Below are 20,137 nucleotides of genomic sequence, written 5' to 3' on the forward strand. Positions count from 1 at the left end.
CGGGGAGGAGCCCATGCCAGAACAACCGAACGCCCGTGCCGGCGCGCCGGGGCCCTTGCCGTGCCCGGTGTCCGCCTCGGCCCCCGCCGGGGCCGAGAACCTGATCGCGCGTCTCGCCTGCGGCCTTGGCCCCGGGCCCTTCGCGCAGATCTTCCTGTTCGCCAGCCCCGCGGCCGATCTGGGTGCCCTGTGCGCTGAGGTCGAGGCGGCCTTTCCCCGCGCCCTTGTCTGCGGCTGCACCACGGCGGGCGAGCTGACCGGGGCGGGATATGACGAGGGACAGGTGGTGGCCTTCGCGCTGCCGCAGGCAGGGTTCGAGGTCGAGATGCTGCTGATCGAACACCTCGACAGGCTCGACCCGAAGGCGCTGATCGGTGAGGTGCTGCGCGCCCGTCAGGGGCTGGGCCGGCGTGCGGGCGCGGCGATCCACGAATTCGCCGTGCTGCTTGTCGACGGGCTCTCGGGCGAGGAAGACCGGCTGGTGGCACAGCTGTCGGGCGCCCTTGGTGCGGTGCCGATCGTCGGCGGTTCGGCGGGCGATGGCGGCGACTTCCGCCGCACCGAGATCTGCGCGCGGGGCAGGGTGCTTGGCAATGCCGCAGTGCTCAGCCTGGTGCGCTCGTCCTGCGCGGTGCAGCCGTTCTCGCTCGATCACCTGCAGCCGACCGGGCGGCGGATGGTGGTGACCGGCGCCGATCCGGCGCGCCGCGTCGTCACCCGGATCAACGACGAGCCCGCGGCGCGGGAATACGCGCGCCTGCTGGGCCTTGCGCCCGAACAGCTGTCGCCCTTCGTCTTCGCCTCGCACCCGGTGCTGGTGCGGGCGGGCGGGCGCCACCATGTGCGCGCGATCCAGTCGGTGGGCCCCGACGGCGCGCTGATCTTCTTTGCTGCGATCGCCGAGGGGCTGGTGCTGACGCTCGCCGAGCCCACCGACATCGCCGAGCACCTCGACCGCGAGCTGGCGGCGCTGGCCCGCGACGGCGCGCCCTCGGCGATCCTCGGCTTCGACTGCATCTTCCGCCGGATCGAGGCGACGGCGCGGCAGCGGGTGCGGGCGGTCTCGGAAACGCTCGCGCGGCACCATGTCACCGGCTTCTCGACCTATGGCGAACAGATCGGCGCAATGCATGTGAACCAGACGATGACCGGCCTCGCCTTCTTCCCGCCCGGAGAGCGGCGATGAGCGGGCAGGGGATGGACGCCGATCTGGCGCTCTCGCTGGTTGATCCGGCTGACAGCCTGGCGCGGCAGAACGAAAAGCTGCTGACCATCGCCGGCGCGCTGATCCGTCATGCCGAAGAGATGACCGAGGACCGCGGCACCGGCTTTGCCCAGTTCCAGCGCGCCGCGATGCTGGAGGAACAGGTGCGCGAGCGCACCCGCGACCTCGAACGCGCGCTCGACCTGCTCAACGCCTCGAACGCGCGGCTCGCCGATGCCAATCGCGAGACCGCGACGACGCGGCAGAACCTCGCCGCCGCGGTCGAGACGCTGCACGAGGGCTTTGCGCTCTTCGACAGCAACGAAATCCTGGTGATGTGCAACACGCGCTTCAATGCGCTTTTGCCCGACATCCGCGATCAGCTGATGCCGGGGCTGCATTTCTTGGACTATCTGCGCACCGTGGCGCGTTCACGCCATCTCGGCCTGGCCGAGGGCATGACGCCCGAGACCTGGATCGAGATGCGCCAGCTGCGCCACGAGCAGCACCATTTCATCCTGACCCAGAGAATGGGCGAGGATCGCTGGGTGCAGGTCTCGGAACACCGCACCCAGGACGGCGGCACGGTGATCCTGCAGACCGAGGTCACCGACCTGATCCGCGCCGAGCGGCGCGAGCGGGGGCGGATGCTCGACGATCAGGCGGCGGTCTTGCGCGCCACGCTTGAACACCTGAACCTCGGCGTGTGCATCTTCGACGCGCGGCTGCATCTGCTGGGCTGGAACGGGAAGATGGCCGATTTCCTGACCCTGCCGCGCAACCGGCTGCGCGCGGGGATGCATTTCGACACGCTGCTCGAACAGGTGCGCAACCAGTTCATCTTCCCGAACGGGCTCAGCGCCTATCGGCTGGCCGACTGGGTGCGCCGCGCGCGCCGGCGCGACCATTTCCAGATGGAGGTGCGCCACGAGGGCGGGCAGATCTACGAGATCTTCGCGCAGGAGCTGCCCGACGGCGGCTTCGTGATCTCGCTCGCCGATGTCACCGCGGAACGATCGGCGCTGGCCGCACTCGAGCGCGCGAACGAGACGCTCGAGGCACGGGTGGCCGAGCGCACGCTCGAGCTCGAGGATGCGCTCGAACGGGCCGAGCGGGCGAATGCCTCGCGCTCGCGCTTCGTCGCGGCGGCCAGCCACGACCTGTTGCAGCCGCTCTCGGCGGCCAAGCTCTATCTGACCTCGCTTGGCGATGACGCGATCAGCCCGACGGCGCGCGGCACGCTGGAAAAGGCGCAGAACGCGCTTCTGTCGGTCGAGGGCATCCTTGGCGCGCTTCTCGACATCTCGCGCCTGGAATCGGGCCGGGTCGCGGTCGACATGGCACCGGTGGCACTCGGCCCGATGTTCCGCGCACTCGCCGACGAATTCGCCCCGATCGCCGCGCTGAAGGGGATCGATCTGGCGATCCGGCCGACCGAGGCCGTGGTGATCTCCGACCGGGCCTATCTGCGGCGGATCCTGCAGAACCTGATCTCGAACGCGATCCGCTATACCGAGAGCGGCCGCGTCGCGGTGCTGACGCGCCGGCGCGGCACGATGCTGCGCGTCGAGGTGCGCGACAGCGGCACGGGCATTGCCGAGGAGGATCAGGAGCTGATCTTTCGCGAATTCCATCGGTTGAACGCCCATGCCTCGGCCTCCGAGGGGATGGGGCTTGGCCTGGCCATCGTCGAGCGCGCGGCGGCGGTGCTGGGCCATCCGCTCGGCCTGCGCTCGGCACTGGGCTGCGGCTCGACCTTCAGCGTCGGGCTGCAGCCGGTGGCGGGCCCGGTGCCGCGGCCCGAGGGACCGGCACCGGTCGAGATGCGGGGCGCCGAGACGCGCGATCTGCTCGTGCTGCTGGTCGAGAACGACGCGGCGCTGGCTGGTGCGATGGTCCAGCTTTTGGAGAAATGGGGGGTGACGGTGCTGGATGTGGCGAGCGGCGAAGAGGCGCTCGAGCTGATCGACGCGACCGGGGTCGAGCCGGACGTCTGCCTGATCGACTTCCAGCTTGGCGACGGGATCGACGGGCTCGACTGCCTGAGCGGGCTGCGGGCCCGGCTGGGCGATGTGCCGGCGCGGATCGTCACCGCCGACCGCAGCGAGGCGCTGCAACGCCGGGCAACGGCTATGGGGGCGCAGATCATGGCGAAACCGATCCCGCCGTCGGAACTGGCGACGGTTCTGTTCGGCCGTCAGCGCCGCGGCTGAGCCCGTCGCAGGGGCCGTTTTTGTGACGCGTCCAATTGGCCAATAATTGGTATTATGTAAATTTAGAACGCCATCCGGGCCAGTTTTGGCCGGTCCCCGGCAGATCTGCCCGCGAAACGATGCCAAGGCCGTGTTTTCAATTCCTTGGCGATTGAATCTTTCGCGCGCCGGGTGCAAATCAGGACGCGCACGCGACCTATCGCGCAAGGAGGATTCCATGTCACTCGATCTCGACGGTCTGGCGCTCGCGCCTGAACTCGCCGATGTGATGCAGCGGCTCAGCATTGTCGGGGCCCGGCTGCAACGACTGATCGCCCGCAACGGCATCGACCAGGACCTGGCCGCAGCCCGCGGCACCAATGCCGGCGGCGACGGCCAGAAGGCGCTCGACGTGATGGCCGACGCCGCCTACATGGAGGCGCTCAAGGGCTCTGCCGTGGCCTTCTACGCCTCGGAAGAAGAAGACGAGATCCTGACCCTCGGCCCGGGCACGCTGGCGCTCGCCGTCGACCCGCTCGACGGTTCGTCGAACATCGACGTCAACGTCTCGATCGGCACGATCTTCTCGATCTTCCCGGCAGCCGCGACGCCCGAGGCGAGCTTCCTGCGCCCGGCGCGCGAGCAGATCGCCGGTGGCTACATGATCTTCGGGCCGCAATGCGCGCTGGTCGCGACCTTCGGCGACGGCGTGCACCACTGGATCCTCGATCCCGACACCGGCCGCTTCGAACGTCAGCCGGATTTCGCGCCGATCCCCAAGGATACCTCGGAATTCGCCATCAACGCCTCGAACAAGCGGCACTGGCCGGCGCCGATCCGCGCCTATGTCGACGACCTGATCGCCGGCGAGGAAGGCCCGCGCGGGCGCAACTTCAACATGCGCTGGATCGCCTCGCTGGTCGCTGAAACCCACCGCATCCTGCGCCGCGGCGGCGTGTTCCTCTATCCGGGCGACAGCCGCAAGGGTTATGAGCGTGGCCGTCTGCGCCACGTCTACGAATGCGCGCCGATCGCCTTCGTCATCGAACAGGCCGGTGGCCGGGCGACCGACGGCGTGCACCCGATCCTCGACCAGGCGCCCGACAGCCTGCATGCGCGCACGCCCTTCGTCTTTGGCACCGCGCCCAAGGTGAAGCGCATCGCGCATTATTATGACTCGCCCGAGACCGCCGCGGTGATGCCCGACGAGCACCTGATGCCCTGAGACTTGCGCCGCGGGGCGCTCCCGTGGCACAAGCCCCGCAAGACCCTGAGCGCCGCCCCTGGACACCGCCTTGGGCGGCGCTTCAGCTTTACCCTTGAACGCCTTGGCTAGACGGGGAAATCCGTCCGCGCCCCCTGCCCCGAGGATACCATGACCAGCTTTGACCGCTCCATCAAGATCGCGCCGTCGATTCTTTCCGCCGATTTCGCCAACTTCGGACAGGAGATCCGCGCGATCGAGGCGCAGGGTGCCGACTGGGTCCATGTCGACGTGATGGACGGGCATTTTGTGCCGAACCTGACCTTCGGCCCGCCGCTGGTGAAGGCGATCCGGCCGCATATCAAGACGGTGATGGACGTGCACCTGATGATCTCGCCGGTCGATCCCTATATCGACGCCTTTGCCGAGGCTGGCGCCGACGTGATCTCGGCCCATCTCGAGGCAGGGCCGCATGTCCACCGCACTCTGCAGGCGATCCGCGGTGCGGGCTGCAAGGCGGGCCTCGCGATCAACCCGGGCAGCGGGCTCGATGGCGTCGAGTATCTGCTCGACATGATCGACCTCGTCTGCGTGATGACGGTGAACCCGGGCTTTGGCGGGCAGAAGTTCATCCACAGCCAGATCGACAAGGTGAAGACGCTGCGCGCGAAGATCGGCGACCGCCCGATCCATATCGAGATCGACGGCGGCATCACCCCGGAAACCGCGCCGCTGATGGCGGCGGCGGGCGCCGATGTGCTGGTCGCGGGCTCGGCGGTGTTCAAGGGCGGCTCGGTCGAGAACCCCGAACCCTATGGCGCGAACATCCGCGCAATCCGCGCCGCGGCAGAAGCCGCCCGCTAAGGGAAAACACGTCTCTTCAAGGGCCTGCGGCGCATATCTGATGTGCCGCGGGTTTTCTTTTGCCGCCCGCGACCGCGCGGCGCCTTGCCTCGGGGCGTGCTTGCGCTACTGTGCGGGCGTCCTTGAGTGCAGGAGGTTCGGATGGCGGTCACCCCCCCGGTTTGCGATTTCGGTTGGAAGGCGCCCGGCTTCACCCTGCCCGGCACCGACGGTCGCGACTGGTCGTTTGAGGCGATCCGCGGGCCGAAGGGCACGCTTATCATGTTCATCTGCAACCATTGCCCCTATGTGCAATCGGTGCTCGACCGGATCCTGCGCGACGGTGCGGCGCTGATCGAGGCCGGGATCGGCGTTGCCGCGATCTCGGCGAATGATGTCGCCACATATCCCGAGGACAGCTTCGAGAACATGGTGCGGCTGGCCCGGGACCGGGCCTTCCCCTTCCCCTACCTCTTTGACGAAACGCAAGAGGTGGCAAAGGCTTACGGCGCGGCCTGCACACCGGACTTCTTCGGGTTCAATGCCGCGGATGAGCTGCAGTATCGCGGCCGGCTCGATGCCTCGGGCCGCACCGCCGGCCCCGCGGACGCCAGGCGCGAGCTTTACGAGGCGATGCTGCAGGTCGCCGCAACCGGAAAAGGCCCGGCCGAGCAGGTCGCCTCGATGGGCTGCTCGATCAAGTGGAAGGACGCCTGATGACCCTGCCCGCCCTGATCTTCGACCTCGACGGCACGCTGATCGATTCCGTGCCCGATATCCACGCCGCCTCGAACGAGGTGCTGGCCGAGAACGGCTTTGCGCCGCTCACGCTGATGCAGGTGCGCGGCTTCATCGGCCGCGGCGTGCCGCATCTGGTGCACTGCCTGCTCGAGGCCTCGGGCGCGGGCGGGGATGAAGTCCTCCAGGCCCGGATCACCGCCGAGTTCAGCGCCCGCTACGAGGGCGCCGTCGGGCTGACCGCGCTGTTCCCGGGCGTGCGCGAGGCGCTGACCGCCTTCCGCGCCGCGGGCCATCCGCTGGCGATCTGCACCAACAAGCCGCTTGCCCCGACCTCGGCGGTGCTGCGCCATTTCGAGATCGAGCCGCTCTTCGCCACGATCATCGGCGGCGACAGCCTGCCCGCGCGCAAGCCCGACCCCGCGCCGCTTCTGAAGGCGCATCAGATGCTGGGCGGCGGCCGCGCGCTCTATGTCGGTGACAGCGAGGTCGATGCCGAAACCGCACAGCGTGCTGGCCTGCCCTTCCTGCTGTTCACCGAGGGCTATCGCAAGGCCCCGGTCAGCGCCCTGCCCCATGCCATCGCCTTTTCCGACTTCGCCATGCTACCCGGCATCGTCGCGCATTGGCCCTGGCAGGCTGACCTCGCGTCCCCCTGACACATTCGCCGCTTGCGATATGTTTCAGACAGCCTATATCTGGCGGAATCAGGAGGATACGATGAGCGAGAGCGTGAACCCTGCGGTGAAGCCTTTCTTCGACGAGGCCACCAACACCGCCACCTTCGTGGTTCGTGATCCGGGCGGCGACGTCTGCGCGGTGATCGATTCCGTGCTCGACTTCGATTACGCCTCGGGCCGCACCGACACCCGCTCCGCCGATGCGGTGATCGACTGGATCCGCGCCGAGGGGCTGCGCGTCGAGTGGATCCTCGAAACCCATGTCCACGCCGATCACCTGTCGGCGGCGCCCTATATCCAGGAACGCCTTGGCGGCAAGATCGGCATCGGCGACCGCATCACCGTGGTGCAGAACACCTTCGGCAAGATCTTCAACGAGGGAACCGAGTTCCAGCGCGACGGCTCGCAATTCGACAAGCTCTTCGTCGAGGGCGACCGCTTCGCCATCGGCGCGCTCGAGGGCCATGTGCTGCACACCCCGGGCCACACGCCGGCCTGCCTGACCTATGTCATCGGCGATGCGGCCTTCGTCGGCGACACCCTCTTCATGCCCGATTACGGCACGGCGCGCTGCGACTTTCCGGGCGGATCGGCCGATGCGCTCTATGCCTCGATCCAGAAGATCCTCACCCTGCCCGACGCGACCCGGATCTTCGTCGCCCATGACTACAAGGCGCCGGGCCGCGACAGCTATGCCTGGGAGACGACGGTCGCCGAGGAGAAGGCGCGCAACGTCCACATCGGCGGCGGCACCTCGCGCGAGGATTTCGTCAAGATGCGCGAGGCACGCGATGCCACCTTGTCGATGCCGCGCTTGATCATCCCGTCTTTGCAGGTCAACATGCGCGCCGGTCAGATGCCGCCCCCAGAGGACGACGGCAGGACCTATCTGAAGGTGCCGGTGAACGGGCTCTGACCCGGCCGGCATCCCCGGTCGAGCAGGAGAGACAGATGGACGTTCGGCAGATCACACCGGAATTCGCGGTGGCGCCGCAGATCACCCCCGAGGATGTCGCCGAGGCGGCGCGGATGGGTTTCCGCACGCTGATCGACAACCGCCCCGACGAAGAGGCCGGCGACGCGCTCGACAGCGCGGCGATGGCGGCGGCGGCGGCCGAGCACGGGCTCGCCTTCCACTACCTGCCCTATTACCCGGGCGCGATGACGCCCGAGCTGGTCGCCGAGTTCGAGGCGGCGATGGAAGCGATCGAGACGCCGGTTCTGGCCTGGTGTCGGTCGGGCACGCGCTCGTCGCACCTGTGGGCGATGTCGCAGGCGGGCACGCGCCCGGTGGACGAGATCGTTACCCTCGCGGCCGAGGCTGGCTATGACCATACGGGGCTTGCGCCCCTGCTCCGGATGCACGCTGAAAGGCGTTAAAGAATGAACCGCAAGCCCCCATGCTGAAAAGATATTTTCCGATCCTGACATGGGGGCGCGACTACGGCCGCGCGACGTTTGAGGCAGATCTGGTGGCGGCGCTGATCGTCACCATCATGCTGATCCCGCAGGCGCTGGCCTATGCGCTGCTGGCGGGTCTGCCGGCGCAGGTCGGGCTTTATGCCTCGATCGCGCCGCTTCTCGGCTATGCGCTTCTGGGCACCTCGCGCACGCTCGCCGTGGGCCCGGTCGCCATCATCTCGCTGATGACCGCGACCGCCGTCGGCGGGCTTGCCGCCCGCGGCACCCCCGAATATCTGGGCGCGGCGGTGGCGCTTGCCTTCCTCTCCGGGCTGATCTTCGTGGCCATGGGGCTTTTGCGGCTTGGCTTCATCGCCGCCTTCCTCAGCCATCCGGTGATCTCGGGCTTCATCTCGGCGACCGGCATCCTGATCGCCGCCGGGCAGATCAAGCATTTCCTCGGCGTCGGCGTCGAGGGCAAGACACTGCCGCCGATGCTTCTGGGCCTGGTCGAGAACCTTCCCGGGATCAAGCCGGTGACGGTGCTGGTCTCGGTGCTGGTGCTTGGCTTTTTGTACTGGGCACGCAAATACTTGAAGCCATTTCTTGAGGCACGCGGCCTGTCCCCGCGGCTGGCCGGTGTGCTGTCGCGGGCAGCGCCCCTGGTCGCCGTTGCCGGCAGCACCGCGGCGACCTGGGCCTTCGACCTCGAGCGCTATGACCTTGCCGTCGTCGGCCATGTGCCGCAGGGCCTGCCGGGCCTCGCCCTGCCGCCGCTCGACCTCGCGCTCTGGCGCGAGCTGGCGCTCCCCGCGCTGCTGATCACCATCATCGGCTATGTCGAGACGATCTCGGTCTCCCAGACCCTCGCCGCGAAACGGCGCCAGCGCATCGACCCGGACCAGGAGCTGATCGCGCAAGGCGGCATCAACCTCGCCTCGGCCTTCTCGGGCGGCATGCCGATCTCGGGCGGTTTCGCCCGCTCGGTGGTGAATTTCGACGCCGGCGCCGCGACCCCGGCCGCCGGCGCCTTCACCGCCCTCGGCATGGCGCTGGCCACGCTGCTGCTGACGCCCGCGCTCTTCCATCTGCCGAAGGCGACGCTGGCCGCCACGATCTTCGTCGCCCTCGCCTCGCTCATCGACCTGCGTGCGCTCGGCCGGGTCTGGCGCTACAGCCGCAGCGACGGCATCGCGATGCTCGCGACGATCGTCGTCACCCTGATCGAGGGCGTCGAGACCGGCATCGCCACCGGGGTCGTGCTGTCGATCGGGCTGCATCTCTGGCGTTCGTCGCGACCGCATTACGCCGTGATCGGCCAGGTTCCGGGAACCGAGCATTTCCGCAATGTCCGCCGCCACCGCGTCGTGCTGGCGCCCGAGGTGTTGTCGATCCGCATCGACGAGAGCCTGTGGTTTGCCAATGCCCGCTTCCTCGAGGACGTGATCTACGACGCCGTTGCCGCCGACCCGGAGATTCGCCATCTGGTGCTGAACTGCCCGGCGATCAACGCCATCGACGCCTCGGCGCTCGAGGCGCTCGAAGCGGTGAACGTGCGGCTCAAGGATGCCGGCGTCTGCCTGCACCTGAGCGAGGTGAAGGGCCCGGTGATGGACCGGCTGCTGCGCTCGGGCCTGCTCGGTGCGCTTGGCGGTCAGGTTTTCCTGACCCAATTCGACGCGATGAACGCACTTGCCCCGGCGCTCACCCGCGAGACACTGGCGCAGCCGCGCTGCGAAACCGCGCGCTGAGCTTCCGGGGCGGCGCGATTGTTTCCCAGAGTGCGACAAGGGTTGCGCCGTAACTCTCCCCCATGCCAATATCGTCGCTGCGACCAATCGTGCGCTCACGGCGCCACGGGTCCCGCGAATTGGGAAACAGATGATAAATCATCTCGAAAAACTTCTTTCTCTTCAGGATATTGATAAGCTTTGGGAGCTCCATTGCGAGCTTATGTCTCAATACGGTTTCGACCGGCTGATCTATGCCTTCACCCCTTTCCGCACCGGGGCCGGGCTTGGCCGGCTTGAGGACACGCTGATCCTGTCGAACCATGATGAGCCCTACCTGAATGAATTCCTGCGCGGCGGGCTGTTCATGCATGCGCCGATGGTGCGCTGGACCGCCGAGAATGTCGGTGCCTGCTCCTGGAGCTGGGTCGAAGAGCGCGTGCGCGCCGGCCTGCTGACGCCGCCGGAACTGCATGTGCTCGACGTCAATCACCGGCACGGGGTGCATGCGGGCTATTCTATCTCGTTCATCGACGGATCGAGTCGGGCCCGCGCCGGTATCGGCCTGTGCGCCGAACCCGGCCTGCGGCAAAGCGATGTCGACGAGATCTGGGAGCGCCATGGCCGCGAGCTGATGGTGGTGAACGCGATCACCCATCTGCGGATCTCGACCATGCCCTTCGTCACCGCGCACCGGGCGCTGACGCGACGCCAGCGCGAGGTGCTGGAATGGGTGGCCGATGGCAAGACCACGGCCGATATCGCGATGCTGATGGGGTTGACGATTGCGACGGTGGAAAAGCATCTGCGGCTCGCGCGCGAGGCGCTCGATGTCGAGACCACGGCGCAGGCGGTGCTGAAAGCCTCGCTGCAGCGGCAGATCTTCTTCAACCGCTCCTACATTGACGGCGCGAGCCGGTCCTCCGCAGGCAACGGTGATAATTTTTCCTTTAAGTAAGGAAAACCGGACTGGCGGGAATCTCTGCATTCGGCTTTCATGTCACCGTTCCGTGAGTGGTGGCTTCGGCCAGGAACAGGGGCAAGGGCCGGGTATATTGCCGGCGAAAGCTCCAGCCGGTTTTCCGGTTGCGGCTCGGGCAGGTGCATTCTCACCACGTCCGGGCCGTTCTCATTTCTGCAGAAACGCCAGCAGACGCCCGGAGCGCCCGTGCATTTCACGCAGCGTGAACCGGTATCCCCGCATGCGGGCTGTCTTTCCCGACCGCACAAAAGCAAACGCCGCCCCGGAGGGACGGCGTTGCTCGATCTTCCGAAAGGTCGGATCAGGCGCCGGCCATGGTCTTGGCGACCTCAGCGGCGAAATCCTCTTCCTTCTTCTCGATGCCTTCGCCGACGGCGATGCGCTCGTAGGCGATGATCTCGACACCGGCGTCCTTGGCGGCCTGCGCCACGGTCAGATCCGGGTTGATGACGAACTTCTGGTTGAGAAGGGTGTTCTCTTCCAGGAACTTCTTCATCCGGCCCGGGATGATGTTGTTGTGGATCACCTGCTCGGGCTTCGGCTTCGCCGAGGTCGCGTTCTCTTCGAGCGCCTTGGCAGTCTGCACCTCCAGCTCGCGCTGCAGCACGGCCGGATCGAGCGAGGCCTCATCCAGCGAGGCCGGCGCGGTCGCGGCGATGTGCATCGCGATCTGCTTGCCGATGCCGTTGTCCGAGCCCTTCAGCGCCACGAGAACGCCGATCTTGCCCATGCCGGGAGCGGCGGCGTTGTGCACGTAGGAGACGACGACGTCGCCCTCGACCTTGGCCATGCGGCGCAGGGTCATGTTCTCGCCGATCACGGCGATGGCGCCGTTGATCGCTTCCGAAACCGGCTTGCCGTTGACTTCGGCGACTTTCAGGCCCTCGACGTCGGCAGCGGTCAGCGCGGCGGTCGCGATGTCCGAGACGAGCTTCTGGAAGTCGGCGTTCTTGGCGACGAAGTCGGTTTCCGAGTTCAGCTCGACCGCGACGCCCTTGCCGCCGTCGACGGCCACGCCGACGAGGCCCTCGGCCGCAACGCGGTCAGCCTTCTTCGCAGCCTTCGCCAGGCCCTTGGTGCGCAGCCAGTCGATCGCGGCTTCCATGTCGCCGTCGGTCTCGGTCAGCGCCTTCTTCGCGTCCATCATGCCTGCGCCGGTCGTCTCGCGCAGTTCCTTCACCATCGCTGCGGTGATCGCCATCTCGGCCTCCTCGAAATCTTTTGGAATCTCGGCGCGGTTGAACCACGCCGTCATGTCAGCGGAATGACATGACGGGGCCAGGCGGTCTCGCCGGCCCCGTCGGGTGAGGTCTCAGGCCCCGACTTCTTCCTCGACCGGCGCTTCTTCCAGCGCCCCGAGGTCGACGCCCGCGGCGCCCATCTGCGCGGTCATGCCGTCGAGGGCCGCGCGCGAGACGAGGTCGCAGTAGAGCGCGATGGCGCGCGCCGCGTCATCGTTGCCCGGGATGATGTAGTCCACACCCTTCGGCGAGCAGTTGGTGTCGACCACGGCCACGACCGGGATGCCCAGCTTCTGCGCTTCGAGGATGGCGAGGTCTTCCTTCGACACGTCGATGACGAAGAGCAGATCCGGCAGGCCGCCCATTTCACGGATGCCGCCGAGCGAAGCCTGAAGCTTCGTCTGCTCGCGTTCCATGTGCAGGCGTTCCTTCTTGGTCAGCCCTTCGGCGCCCGAGGCCAGAACCTCGTCGATGTTCTTCAGACGCTGGATCGACTGGGAGACGGTCTTCCAGTTGGTCAGCGTACCACCGAGCCAGCGGTGGTTCATGTAGTACTGCGCGCATTTCTCGGCGGCATCGGCGACGGCCTTCGAGGCCTGACGCTTGGTGCCGACGAAGAGCACGCGGCCACCCTTGGCGACGGTGTCACGCACCACCTGCAGCGCCGCGTCGAGCATCGGCACGGTCTGGGTCAGGTCGATGATGTGGATGCCATTGCGCTCGCCATAGATGAACTCCGCCATGCGCGGGTTCCAGCGTTGCGTCTGGTGGCCATAGTGAACGCCAGCTTCGAGCAGCTGACGCATCGAGAAATCGGGAAGCGCCATGTTCCATTTCCTTTCCGGTTTGCGCCTTGGCGGAGGATCAGGGATCTCTCCCAACCGGTGGACCGCCGGGGATGTCTCCCCCGGAAGGCCCGCCTCCGCCTGTGAAGTGCGCGCCATATAGCCGGCCCCGCTCCGGCTGGCAAGCGGCGGATGCCTCCGGCGGGAGTATTTTCGCCAGGAAAAGCCCTCCCTCTCCTTTTCCTGGCTGAAATCCTCCGGGCGGAGGCCGCAGGACGGGGGCATGGCGCCCCCTCTCCCTCTTGCGTCGCGCGCCCCGTCGGGGCACCAAGAGCCATGGACAAGACACCCGACATTCTGTGCATCGGCTCCGTGCTGTGGGACATCATCGGCCGCGCGCCGCTGCATATGCGGCCGGGCGCCGACGTGCCCGGGCGGATCATCCGCCTGCCCGGCGGCGTCGCGATGAACATCGCGATGACCCTCACCCGCTTCGGCCTGCGCCCGGCGATCCTGACCGCGATCGGGCGCGACCCGCAGGGCACCGAACTGATCGGCGCGGCCGAGCTGCATGGCATTGACTGCCGCTTTCTCTATCGCTCGGATGACCTGCCCACAGACCGCTATATGGCGATCGAGGGGGCAAACGGGCTGGTGGCGGCGGTGGCCGATGCCCATTCGCTCGAGGCGGCGGGCGACAAGATCCTGCGCCCGCTGGCGGACGGCCGGCTGGGCACCCCGCACGCGCCCTGGAACGGCCCTGTCGCGCTGGATGGCAACCTGACCGAGGCGCTGCTGGCCGAGATCGCGCGCTCGCCGCTCTTTGCCCGGGCCGACCTGCGCGTCGCACCGGCAAGCCCGGGCAAGGCCGCCCGGCTGACCCCGCTTCTCGCCCATCCGGGCGCGACGCTCTATGTGAACCTCGAAGAGGCCGGCATCCTGTGCGGAACCGACTTCCCCGATGCCACGGCCGCGGCCGAGGGGCTGCTCGCCCGCGGCGCCGCCCATGTGCTCGTGACCGATGGCGGCCGCGCGGCCGCCGATGGCACGCGCGGTGCCGAGGTGATCTGCCGCGCCCCGCCCACCGTTCTCGTCACCCGCGTCACCGGCGCGGGCGACACTTTCATGGCCGCCCATCTGGTGGCAGAACGCGCCGGGCTCGGCCGCGAGGCGGCGCTTGCGCGCGCCCTCGAGGCCGCCGCGCGCTATGTTTCGGGAGACATCGCCACATGACCGCCCCCCTCACCTTCGCCCCCGAGGTCCGCGCTGCGCTCGATGCCGGCCGGCCCGTCGTCGCGCTCGAATCGACGATCATCACCCACGGGATGCCCTTCCCGCAGAACGTCGAGACCGCGCGCCGGGTCGAGGCCGAGATCCGCGCCCATGGGGCGACGCCGGCCACGATCGCGGTGATGGGCGGGCATATCCATATCGGGCTCACGGATGCCGAGCTCGACCGGCTGGCGCAGGCGACCGGGGTGATGAAGGTCAGCCGCGCCGATCTGGCCGTCTGCCTTGCCGCGAACGCGACCGGCGCGACCACCGTCGCCGCAACGATGATCTGCGCGGCGCTGGCCGGGATTTCGGTCTTTGCCACCGGCGGCATCGGCGGCGTGCACCGCGGCGCCGAGACGAGCTTTGACATCTCGGCCGATCTGGCCGAACTCGGGCTGAGCCCGGTCATCGTGGTCGCCGCCGGCGCCAAGGCAATTCTGGATCTTCCGAAAACCCTGGAAGTTCTGGAAACGAACGGCGTGCCGGTGATCGCCTATGGTCAGGACGACTTCCCGGCGTTCTGGTCGCGCAGCTCGGGGCTGAAGGCGCCGCTGCGTGCCGACACCGCGGCCGAGATCGCCGCGGCGCATCTGATGCGCGGCCGGCTCGGCCTTGCGGGCGGCGCGCTCGTCGCGAACCCGATCCCGCCCGAGGCCGAGATCGCGCGCGAGGTGATCGTGCCGGTGATCGAGACCGCCCTCGCCGAGGCCGAGGCGCAGCACGTGGCGGCGAAGGCGGTCACGCCCTTCCTGCTGCAGCGCATCTTCGAGCTGACCGAAGGTCGCTCGCTCGAGGCCAATATCGCCCTTGTTCTGAACAATGCGCGGCTTGCGAGCGCCATCGCACGGGAAATTGTAGCGCTCCGTTAGCGCCCCCATTGCGGCGGTCGCGGCACGCGCCTAGGTAGTGGCGAACACCTGTCTGGAGCCGCCATGACCGAGCCGCCGACCGACCTGCCCCACCCCCGCAAGAAGGGCGTCTTCGCCGGGCTTCGGGCCTCGTTCCTGACCGGGCTCGTGGTGATCTCGCCGATCGGGCTGACGCTGTGGCTGATGTGGACGGTCGCCGGCTGGGTCGATGGCTGGGTGCTGCCCTTCGTGCCGCAGGAGTTCCAGCCCGAGCAATATATCGGGCTGAACGTGCGCGGCTTCGGCGTGGTGTTCTTCCTCGTCTTCACCATCATCGTCGGCTGGCTGGCGAAGAACATCATCGGCCGCTCGGTGCTGCGCTTCGGCGAAAGCCTCGTCGACCGGATGCCGGTGGTGCGCTCGGTCTACAACGGGCTGAAGCAGATTGCCGAGACCGTCTTCGCTCAGGGCGAGACCAAGTTCGACCGCGCCTGCCTCGTCGAATACCCGCGCCCGGGGCTGAAGGCGGTCGCCTTCGTCTCGTCCCGTTCGAAGGGCGAGATCGCCGCGAACGGCAGCGAGGACGACCCGCTGATCTCGGTCTTCCTGCCGACGACTCCGAACCCGACCTCGGGCTTCCTGCTCTTCGTGCCGGAAAGCCAGATCACCTATCTTGAGATGTCGGTCGAGGATGCAGCGAAGCTGATTATCTCGGCGGGCCTTGTCTATCCGGGGCCGAAGCCGGTGAAACCCGCCAAGGATCAGCCGAAGAGCCCGGCCAGATCGACCGAGGCGCGCTGACCGATCGCATCGGCGTGCTCGGTCAGGAAGCGCTCCGCCGCCACCTGCCCCGCCGCCTTCAGCCGCTTCAGCGTGCCGGTGGTGGGGGTGACCTTTGTCGCCGCACCAAGCCCGGTCATCGTCTTGTCATCAGCCACCATGTGGACGAGCACATCCTTCATCGCCCCTTCGGCGAGCCGGCTTTCCGAGATCAGCCGCCGCACGAAGCTGATCGCGCGCAGCTCGCGCAAGAGCGAGGAGTTGAACGAGATCTCGTTGATCCGCTCGTCGATTTCCGTGGGCGTCTTCGGCACCCCCTCGCGGTAGAGCGGGTTGATGTTGACGATCACGATGTCACGCGGCAGCTCGGGCCCGAACAGCGGGAAGAGCGGCGGGTTGCCGGTGAAGCCGCCATCCCAGAAGGCCTCGCCCTGCCCGGTCTGCGGGTCATAGAACTCGATCGCGCGGAACAGGTTCGGCAGGCAGGCCGAGGCGAGAATCGCCTTCGCGGTGATCTCCTTGCCGGAAAACACCCGGATCTTGCCGGTGCGCACGTTGGTGGCGGCCACGAAGAAGGCCGGACCGGTCTCGGAACAGACATGCTCGTATTCGAAGCGCTCGACGATGTGCTCAAGCGGGTTGATGTAGAAGGGACCGGTGTCATAGGGCGAGATCATTCGCGTCAGCTGATCCATCCAGGCCGCGGGCGCGAAGGCCTCGATCCAGCGGTTGATCGCCTCGGGCTGCGGGAACAGCGCCGAGACCCAGCGGTCGAGGCGCAGGTCGTTCACCTCGGAGACCTGCGACCAGAGCCAGTCGAGGTTCTCGCGCGCATGGCGCCGGCCCGCCTTGCCCTCGGCCCGGCCAAGCCCCGCCTTCAGCGCCGCACCGTTCAGCGCGCCCGCCGAGGTGCCCGAGATCGCCGCGATCTCGAGCCAGTCCTCGTCAAGGAGCCGGTCGAGCACACCCCAGGTGAAGGCCCCATGCGCGCCGCCGCCCTGCAGCGCGAGGTTGATCCGCTTCGTTTCCATCGGTCGTCCTTTCGAGATGCGTCGCCGGGGGGCGCGGCCCCCCGGTCTGCTGCGCAGACTCCCCCCGAGGTATTTAGGGCAAGATGAAGGGCCGGGCCCGTCTCACCTTGCGTCACGGATCGCGATCAGAGGGCGGTCCAGCCACCATCGACCGAGATCGTGGTGCCGGTGATCTGCGCGGCAGCCTCCGAGCACAGGAAGACCGCGGTGCCGCCGAGCTGCTCGACGGTGGCGAACTGCTTCGAGGGCTGGCGCGTCAGCATGACCTCGCGGATCACCGTCTCGCGGTCCATGTCGTGCACCTTCATCTGGTCGGGGATCTGCGCCTCGACCAGCGGCGTCAGCACATAGCCCGGGCAGATCGCATTCGCGGTGATCGGCTCCTCGGCGGTCTCGAGCGCGGTGACCTTGGTGAAGCCGACGACGCCATGCTTGGCCGCGACATAGGCCGACTTGAACGGCGAGGCGGTCAGCCCGTGCGCCGAGGCGATGTTGACGATCCGGCCCCAGCCCGCCTTGCGCATCAGCGGCAGCGCCGCGGCGGTGGTGTGGAAGGCCGAGGACAGGTTGATCGCGATGATCCGGTTCCAGGTGTCGACCGGGAAGGTGTCGATCGGCTCGACATGCTGGATGCCGGCGTTGTTCACCAGGATGTCGCAGGCCCCCGCCTGCTCGATCAGGGCACGGCACTCCTCGCCCTTCGACATGTCGGCCTTGATGTAGCGCCCGGTCACGCCGAACTCGCGGCCGATCTCGGCGGCAAGCGCGTGGTCTTCGTCGCGGTCGGTGAAGGAGTTCAGCACCACATCGGCGCCCGCCCGCGCCAGTTCGCGCGCCACACCAAGGCCGATACCGGAATTCGAGCCGGTGATGATGGCCGTCTTGCCCTTGAGACTCATGTTCAACTCCTGAAAACCGAAAGAGATGCCCGAAAGATTAGCGGAGCGCGAACGAAGGTCCACGTCCGAAGCGCACAATGCCGTGAGCCGGATCGCGCCATCAATGCCTTGATGCAAAAGAAAAAGACGCCCGCGCAAGGCGGGCGTCAAGTCATGAGGCAGGTTTCATACAGGCAAGAAACCTATCGAGCAGTGAGATCTTTATAAGCCTGATGCCGCTGCAATCCAAGGGAAAAGTTTGCGCCCCCGTCTCAGCATCGTTAGCTTGCCGCCTGAAAATACAGGCAAACCGGGGATTGTTGCGATGATGCGATCTGTCTTTTTCCGCCATCTCGGAGCGGCGGCGCTCGCCTTTCTCCCTGTATTTGCAGGGCCGGCCGCAGCCGAGCCCGTGCCGGCGATCGCGATGTATGGCGCGCCTGCCCTGCCCGCGGGTTTCACCCACCTGCCCTATGCGAACCCCGACGCGCCGAAGGGCGGCCGCATCCGTTTCGGTGAATCCGGCAGCTTCGATTCGCTCAATCCGTGGATCCTCAAGGGGCGGCCGGCGCAGGGGATTGCCACTTTCGTGACCGAATCGCTGATGGACCGCTCGATCGACGAGCCCTTCACCCTCTATGGCCTCCTCGCCGAAAGCGTCGAGACCGACGCGGCGCGCAGCTGGGTCGCCTTCACCCTGCGCCCCGAGGCGCGGTTCTCGGACGGCCGGCCGGTGACGGTCGAGGATGTGATCTGGTCCTATCAGACCCTCGGCACCGAGGGCCATCCGCGCTATCAGAACGCCTGGCGCAAGGTGAAGTCGATCGAGCAGACCGGCCCGCGCAGCCTGCGCATCACCTTCACCGAGCCCGACCGGGAGCTGGCGCTTCTGATGGGGATGCGGCCGGTGCTGGAAAAGGCGCAATGGGAAGGCAAGGACTTCGCCCAGGCGACGCAGGTCGCGCCGGTGGGCTCAGGCCCCTATGTCATCGACCGGGTCGAGACCGGGCGCTTCATCACGCTGCGCCGCAACCCCGACTGGTGGGGCAAGGATCTGCCCCTGAACCGCGGCCGCTTCAATCTCGACGAGATGCGATGGGATTACTTCGGCGACGGCGGCGTGGTCTTCGAGGCCTTCAAGGGCGGCGAGACCGACACCTTCCGCGAGACGAACGCCGCGAAATGGGCGCGCGACTACGATTTCCCAGCGGTGCGCGACGGGCGCGTGGTGCTGTCCGAGATCCCGCACCGGCGGCCCTCGGGGATTTCCGGGCTGGTGATGAACACCCGCCTGCCGGTCTTTGCCGACTGGCGCGTGCGCGAGGCGATGATCGACGTCTTCAATTTCGAATTCATCAACGCCACGCTGAACGGCGGCCGCGAGCCGCGTATCACCTCCTATTTCGCGAATTCGGATCTGGCGATGCGCCCGGGCCCGGCCGAGGGCAAGGTCGCGGCACTGCTGGCCCCCTTTGCCGCAAGCCTGCCGCCCGGCACGCTCGAGGGCTATGCCCTGCCGGTGTCGGACGGCCGCGAACTGAACCGCAAGAACAGCCGCAAGGCAATGAAGCTGCTCGAGGAGGCGGGCTGGAGCGTGGGTGCGGATGGCGTGCTGAAAGACGCCGCGGGCGCGCCCTTCAGCTTCGAGATCGTGCTGCAGCAGGGCGCGGCCGAGACCCAGTCGATCGTCGACATCTATGTCGAGGCGTTGCGCCGGATCGGCATCTTCCCGAAGGTGACGACGGTCGACGATGCGCAATATCAGGCGCGCACCAACACCTATGACTTCGGCATGGCCTGGTACACCCGCGCCCTCTCGCTCAGCCCGGGCAACGAGCAGATGCTGTATTGGGGCGCACGCGGGGTCGGCGAGCCCGGCTCGCGCAACTGGATGGGGATGAACGCCCCCGCCGCCGAGGCGATGGTGCGTGCCATGCTCGAGGCGCGCACGCCCGAGGATTTCACCGCCGCGGTGCGCGCCCTCGACCGGGTGCTGACGGCGGGGCGCTACGTCATCCCCGGCTGGTATGCGCCGATCTCCCGCATTGCCCATGACTGCAACCTTCACTTTCCCGAAAGACTTCCGCTATATGGGGACTGGCCGGGCTTTCAGCCCGAAGTCTGGTGGTATGAGGCAGAGCAATGAAGAAGCTGATCCTTCTGACCGCACTTGCGGTCGCCCTGACCGGGTGCAACACGGTCGCCGGTGTCGGCGAGGACGTCTCGGGCGGTGCCCGGACGGTGCAGAGCTGGTTCTGAGCGGGCTCCGTTCCGCGACAATCGAAACAGGAGAAAGGCCTTTTCTCCCGCCCCGTTGAAGCGCAA

At 67.4% G+C, this 20,137-nt stretch carries 19 protein-coding genes; 15 read left to right on the forward strand and 4 right to left on the reverse strand.

Annotated features, from left to right (window positions below; genetic code table 11):
* The first annotated feature begins 13 nt into the window (after positions 1 to 13).
* From EOW65_RS02285 to EOW65_RS02330, 10 genes are all read left to right on the forward strand, one after another.
* On the forward strand, positions 14 to 1,186 hold the full coding sequence (locus EOW65_RS02285) for an FIST N-terminal domain-containing protein (RefSeq protein WP_128147387.1): 1,173 nt from the start codon (positions 14 to 16) through the stop codon (positions 1,184 to 1,186).
* A complete protein-coding gene (locus EOW65_RS02290; protein ID WP_240664454.1) occupies positions 1,183 to 3,417 on the forward strand; it encodes a hybrid sensor histidine kinase/response regulator in 2,235 nt (744 codons plus the stop codon). Before EOW65_RS02285 ends, EOW65_RS02290 begins: the two co-directional genes overlap by 4 nt.
* A 217-nt stretch (positions 3,418 to 3,634) precedes the next feature.
* The gene (locus EOW65_RS02295) at positions 3,635 to 4,621 is read left to right on the forward strand and encodes a class 1 fructose-bisphosphatase (RefSeq protein ID WP_128147388.1); all 987 of its coding nucleotides are present in this window, start codon (positions 3,635 to 3,637) and stop codon (positions 4,619 to 4,621) included.
* A 150-nt stretch (positions 4,622 to 4,771) separates the two neighbouring features.
* Positions 4,772 to 5,464 carry a ribulose-phosphate 3-epimerase gene (gene rpe, locus EOW65_RS02300; protein WP_128147389.1) on the forward strand — a complete coding sequence of 231 codons (693 nt, stop codon included), beginning with the start codon at positions 4,772 to 4,774 and terminating at the stop codon, positions 5,462 to 5,464.
* 141 nt (positions 5,465 to 5,605) lie between these two features.
* Positions 5,606 to 6,160 carry a thioredoxin family protein gene (locus EOW65_RS02305; RefSeq protein WP_128147390.1) on the forward strand — a complete coding sequence of 185 codons (555 nt, stop codon included), beginning with the start codon at positions 5,606 to 5,608 and terminating at the stop codon, positions 6,158 to 6,160.
* Entirely contained in the window at positions 6,160 to 6,840 is a 681-nt protein-coding gene (gene gph / locus EOW65_RS02310) for a phosphoglycolate phosphatase (RefSeq protein WP_128147391.1), read from the forward strand. Before EOW65_RS02305 ends, gph begins: the two co-directional genes overlap by 1 nt.
* A gap of 73 nt (positions 6,841 to 6,913) precedes the next feature.
* Positions 6,914 to 7,777, forward strand: a complete 864-nt coding sequence (locus EOW65_RS02315) for an MBL fold metallo-hydrolase (protein ID WP_206364006.1) — start codon at positions 6,914 to 6,916, stop codon at positions 7,775 to 7,777.
* 35 nt (positions 7,778 to 7,812) lie between these two features.
* The gene (locus tag EOW65_RS02320; protein ID WP_128147393.1) at positions 7,813 to 8,241 is read left to right on the forward strand and encodes a TIGR01244 family sulfur transferase; all 429 of its coding nucleotides are present in this window, start codon (positions 7,813 to 7,815) and stop codon (positions 8,239 to 8,241) included.
* A 20-nt stretch (positions 8,242 to 8,261) separates the two neighbouring features.
* A complete protein-coding gene (locus tag EOW65_RS02325) occupies positions 8,262 to 10,013 on the forward strand; it encodes a SulP family inorganic anion transporter (RefSeq protein ID WP_128147394.1) in 1,752 nt (583 codons plus the stop codon).
* A 130-nt stretch (positions 10,014 to 10,143) separates the two neighbouring features.
* A complete protein-coding gene (locus EOW65_RS02330; protein ID WP_128147395.1) occupies positions 10,144 to 10,950 on the forward strand; it encodes a LuxR family transcriptional regulator in 807 nt (268 codons plus the stop codon).
* Between the two features lie 325 nt (positions 10,951 to 11,275).
* Here the strand turns inward: EOW65_RS02330 and tsf are convergent, their stop codons facing one another.
* Together tsf and rpsB are read right to left on the reverse strand one after the other, a co-directional pair.
* Complete coding sequence (gene tsf, locus EOW65_RS02335) at positions 11,276 to 12,175, reverse strand: translation elongation factor Ts (RefSeq protein WP_128147396.1); 900 nt, start codon at positions 12,173 to 12,175, stop codon at positions 11,276 to 11,278.
* Between the two features lie 111 nt (positions 12,176 to 12,286).
* Complete coding sequence (rpsB, locus tag EOW65_RS02340; protein WP_113900212.1) at positions 12,287 to 13,042, reverse strand: 30S ribosomal protein S2; 756 nt, start codon at positions 13,040 to 13,042, stop codon at positions 12,287 to 12,289.
* Between the two features lie 294 nt (positions 13,043 to 13,336).
* On the opposite strand from rpsB, the gene EOW65_RS02345 reads away from it, so the two are divergent.
* The 3 genes from EOW65_RS02345 to EOW65_RS02355 all read left to right on the forward strand — a co-directional run bounded on the left by EOW65_RS02345 (position 13,337) and on the right by EOW65_RS02355 (position 15,924).
* Entirely contained in the window at positions 13,337 to 14,233 is an 897-nt protein-coding gene (locus tag EOW65_RS02345) for a PfkB family carbohydrate kinase (protein WP_128147397.1), read from the forward strand.
* A complete protein-coding gene (locus tag EOW65_RS02350; RefSeq protein WP_128147398.1) occupies positions 14,230 to 15,144 on the forward strand; it encodes a pseudouridine-5'-phosphate glycosidase in 915 nt (304 codons plus the stop codon). The genes EOW65_RS02345 and EOW65_RS02350 overlap by 4 nt, the downstream gene beginning before the upstream one ends.
* A gap of 63 nt (positions 15,145 to 15,207) precedes the next feature.
* On the forward strand, positions 15,208 to 15,924 hold the full coding sequence (locus EOW65_RS02355; protein WP_128147399.1) for a DUF502 domain-containing protein: 717 nt from the start codon (positions 15,208 to 15,210) through the stop codon (positions 15,922 to 15,924).
* On the opposite strand, the gene EOW65_RS02360 is transcribed toward EOW65_RS02355, so the two are convergent.
* Positions 15,885 to 16,934: a patatin-like phospholipase family protein gene (locus EOW65_RS02360; RefSeq protein WP_128147400.1), complete on the reverse strand. Its 1,050-nt coding sequence runs from the start codon at positions 16,932 to 16,934 to the stop codon at positions 15,885 to 15,887. The two genes, EOW65_RS02355 and EOW65_RS02360, sit on opposite strands and share 40 nt — an antisense overlap.
* Positions 16,935 to 17,059: 125 nt before the next feature.
* On the reverse strand, positions 17,060 to 17,833 hold the full coding sequence (locus EOW65_RS02365) for a 3-hydroxybutyrate dehydrogenase (protein WP_128147401.1): 774 nt from the start codon (positions 17,831 to 17,833) through the stop codon (positions 17,060 to 17,062).
* A 304-nt stretch (positions 17,834 to 18,137) separates the two neighbouring features.
* Between EOW65_RS02365 and EOW65_RS02370 the strand changes: the two genes are divergently transcribed.
* Together EOW65_RS02370 and EOW65_RS02375 are read left to right on the forward strand one after the other, a co-directional pair.
* Positions 18,138 to 19,958, forward strand: a complete 1,821-nt coding sequence (locus EOW65_RS02370) for an extracellular solute-binding protein (protein WP_128147402.1) — start codon at positions 18,138 to 18,140, stop codon at positions 19,956 to 19,958.
* A complete protein-coding gene (locus EOW65_RS02375; protein ID WP_113900206.1) occupies positions 19,955 to 20,071 on the forward strand; it encodes a lipoprotein in 117 nt (38 codons plus the stop codon). The genes EOW65_RS02370 and EOW65_RS02375 overlap by 4 nt, the downstream gene beginning before the upstream one ends.
* Positions 20,072 to 20,137 lie beyond the last annotated feature (66 nt).

It is taken from the genome of Paenirhodobacter ferrireducens (assembly GCF_004022265.1).
Classification (GTDB): domain Bacteria; phylum Pseudomonadota; class Alphaproteobacteria; order Rhodobacterales; family Rhodobacteraceae; genus Rhodobacter; species Rhodobacter ferrireducens.

What these genes read in the sequence shown, in the direction of transcription:
- EOW65_RS02285 (WP_128147387.1), top strand. Translation starts at nt 14, where the DNA reads ATGCCAGAACAACCGAACGCCCGTGCCGGCGCGCCGGGGCCCTTGCCG.
- EOW65_RS02290 (WP_240664454.1), top strand. Translation starts at nt 1,183, where the DNA reads ATGAGCGGGCAGGGGATGGACGCCGATCTGGCGCTCTCGCTGGTTGAT.
- EOW65_RS02295 (WP_128147388.1), top strand. Translation starts at nt 3,635, where the DNA reads ATGTCACTCGATCTCGACGGTCTGGCGCTCGCGCCTGAACTCGCCGAT.
- rpe (WP_128147389.1), top strand. Translation starts at nt 4,772, where the DNA reads ATGACCAGCTTTGACCGCTCCATCAAGATCGCGCCGTCGATTCTTTCC.
- EOW65_RS02305 (WP_128147390.1), top strand. Translation starts at nt 5,606, where the DNA reads ATGGCGGTCACCCCCCCGGTTTGCGATTTCGGTTGGAAGGCGCCCGGC.
- gph (WP_128147391.1), top strand. Translation starts at nt 6,160, where the DNA reads ATGACCCTGCCCGCCCTGATCTTCGACCTCGACGGCACGCTGATCGAT.
- EOW65_RS02320 (WP_128147393.1), top strand. Translation starts at nt 7,813, where the DNA reads ATGGACGTTCGGCAGATCACACCGGAATTCGCGGTGGCGCCGCAGATC.
- EOW65_RS02325 (WP_128147394.1), top strand. Translation starts at nt 8,262, where the DNA reads ATGCTGAAAAGATATTTTCCGATCCTGACATGGGGGCGCGACTACGGC.
- EOW65_RS02330 (WP_128147395.1), top strand. Translation starts at nt 10,144, where the DNA reads ATGATAAATCATCTCGAAAAACTTCTTTCTCTTCAGGATATTGATAAG.
- tsf (WP_128147396.1), bottom strand. Translation starts at nt 12,175, where the DNA reads ATGGCGATCACCGCAGCGATGGTGAAGGAACTGCGCGAGACGACCGGC.
- rpsB (WP_113900212.1), bottom strand. Translation starts at nt 13,042, where the DNA reads ATGGCGCTTCCCGATTTCTCGATGCGTCAGCTGCTCGAAGCTGGCGTT.
- EOW65_RS02345 (WP_128147397.1), top strand. Translation starts at nt 13,337, where the DNA reads ATGGACAAGACACCCGACATTCTGTGCATCGGCTCCGTGCTGTGGGAC.
- EOW65_RS02350 (WP_128147398.1), top strand. Translation starts at nt 14,230, where the DNA reads ATGACCGCCCCCCTCACCTTCGCCCCCGAGGTCCGCGCTGCGCTCGAT.
- EOW65_RS02355 (WP_128147399.1), top strand. Translation starts at nt 15,208, where the DNA reads ATGACCGAGCCGCCGACCGACCTGCCCCACCCCCGCAAGAAGGGCGTC.
- EOW65_RS02360 (WP_128147400.1), bottom strand. Translation starts at nt 16,934, where the DNA reads ATGGAAACGAAGCGGATCAACCTCGCGCTGCAGGGCGGCGGCGCGCAT.
- EOW65_RS02365 (WP_128147401.1), bottom strand. Translation starts at nt 17,833, where the DNA reads ATGAGTCTCAAGGGCAAGACGGCCATCATCACCGGCTCGAATTCCGGT.
- EOW65_RS02370 (WP_128147402.1), top strand. Translation starts at nt 18,138, where the DNA reads ATGATGCGATCTGTCTTTTTCCGCCATCTCGGAGCGGCGGCGCTCGCC.
- EOW65_RS02375 (WP_113900206.1), top strand. Translation starts at nt 19,955, where the DNA reads ATGAAGAAGCTGATCCTTCTGACCGCACTTGCGGTCGCCCTGACCGGG.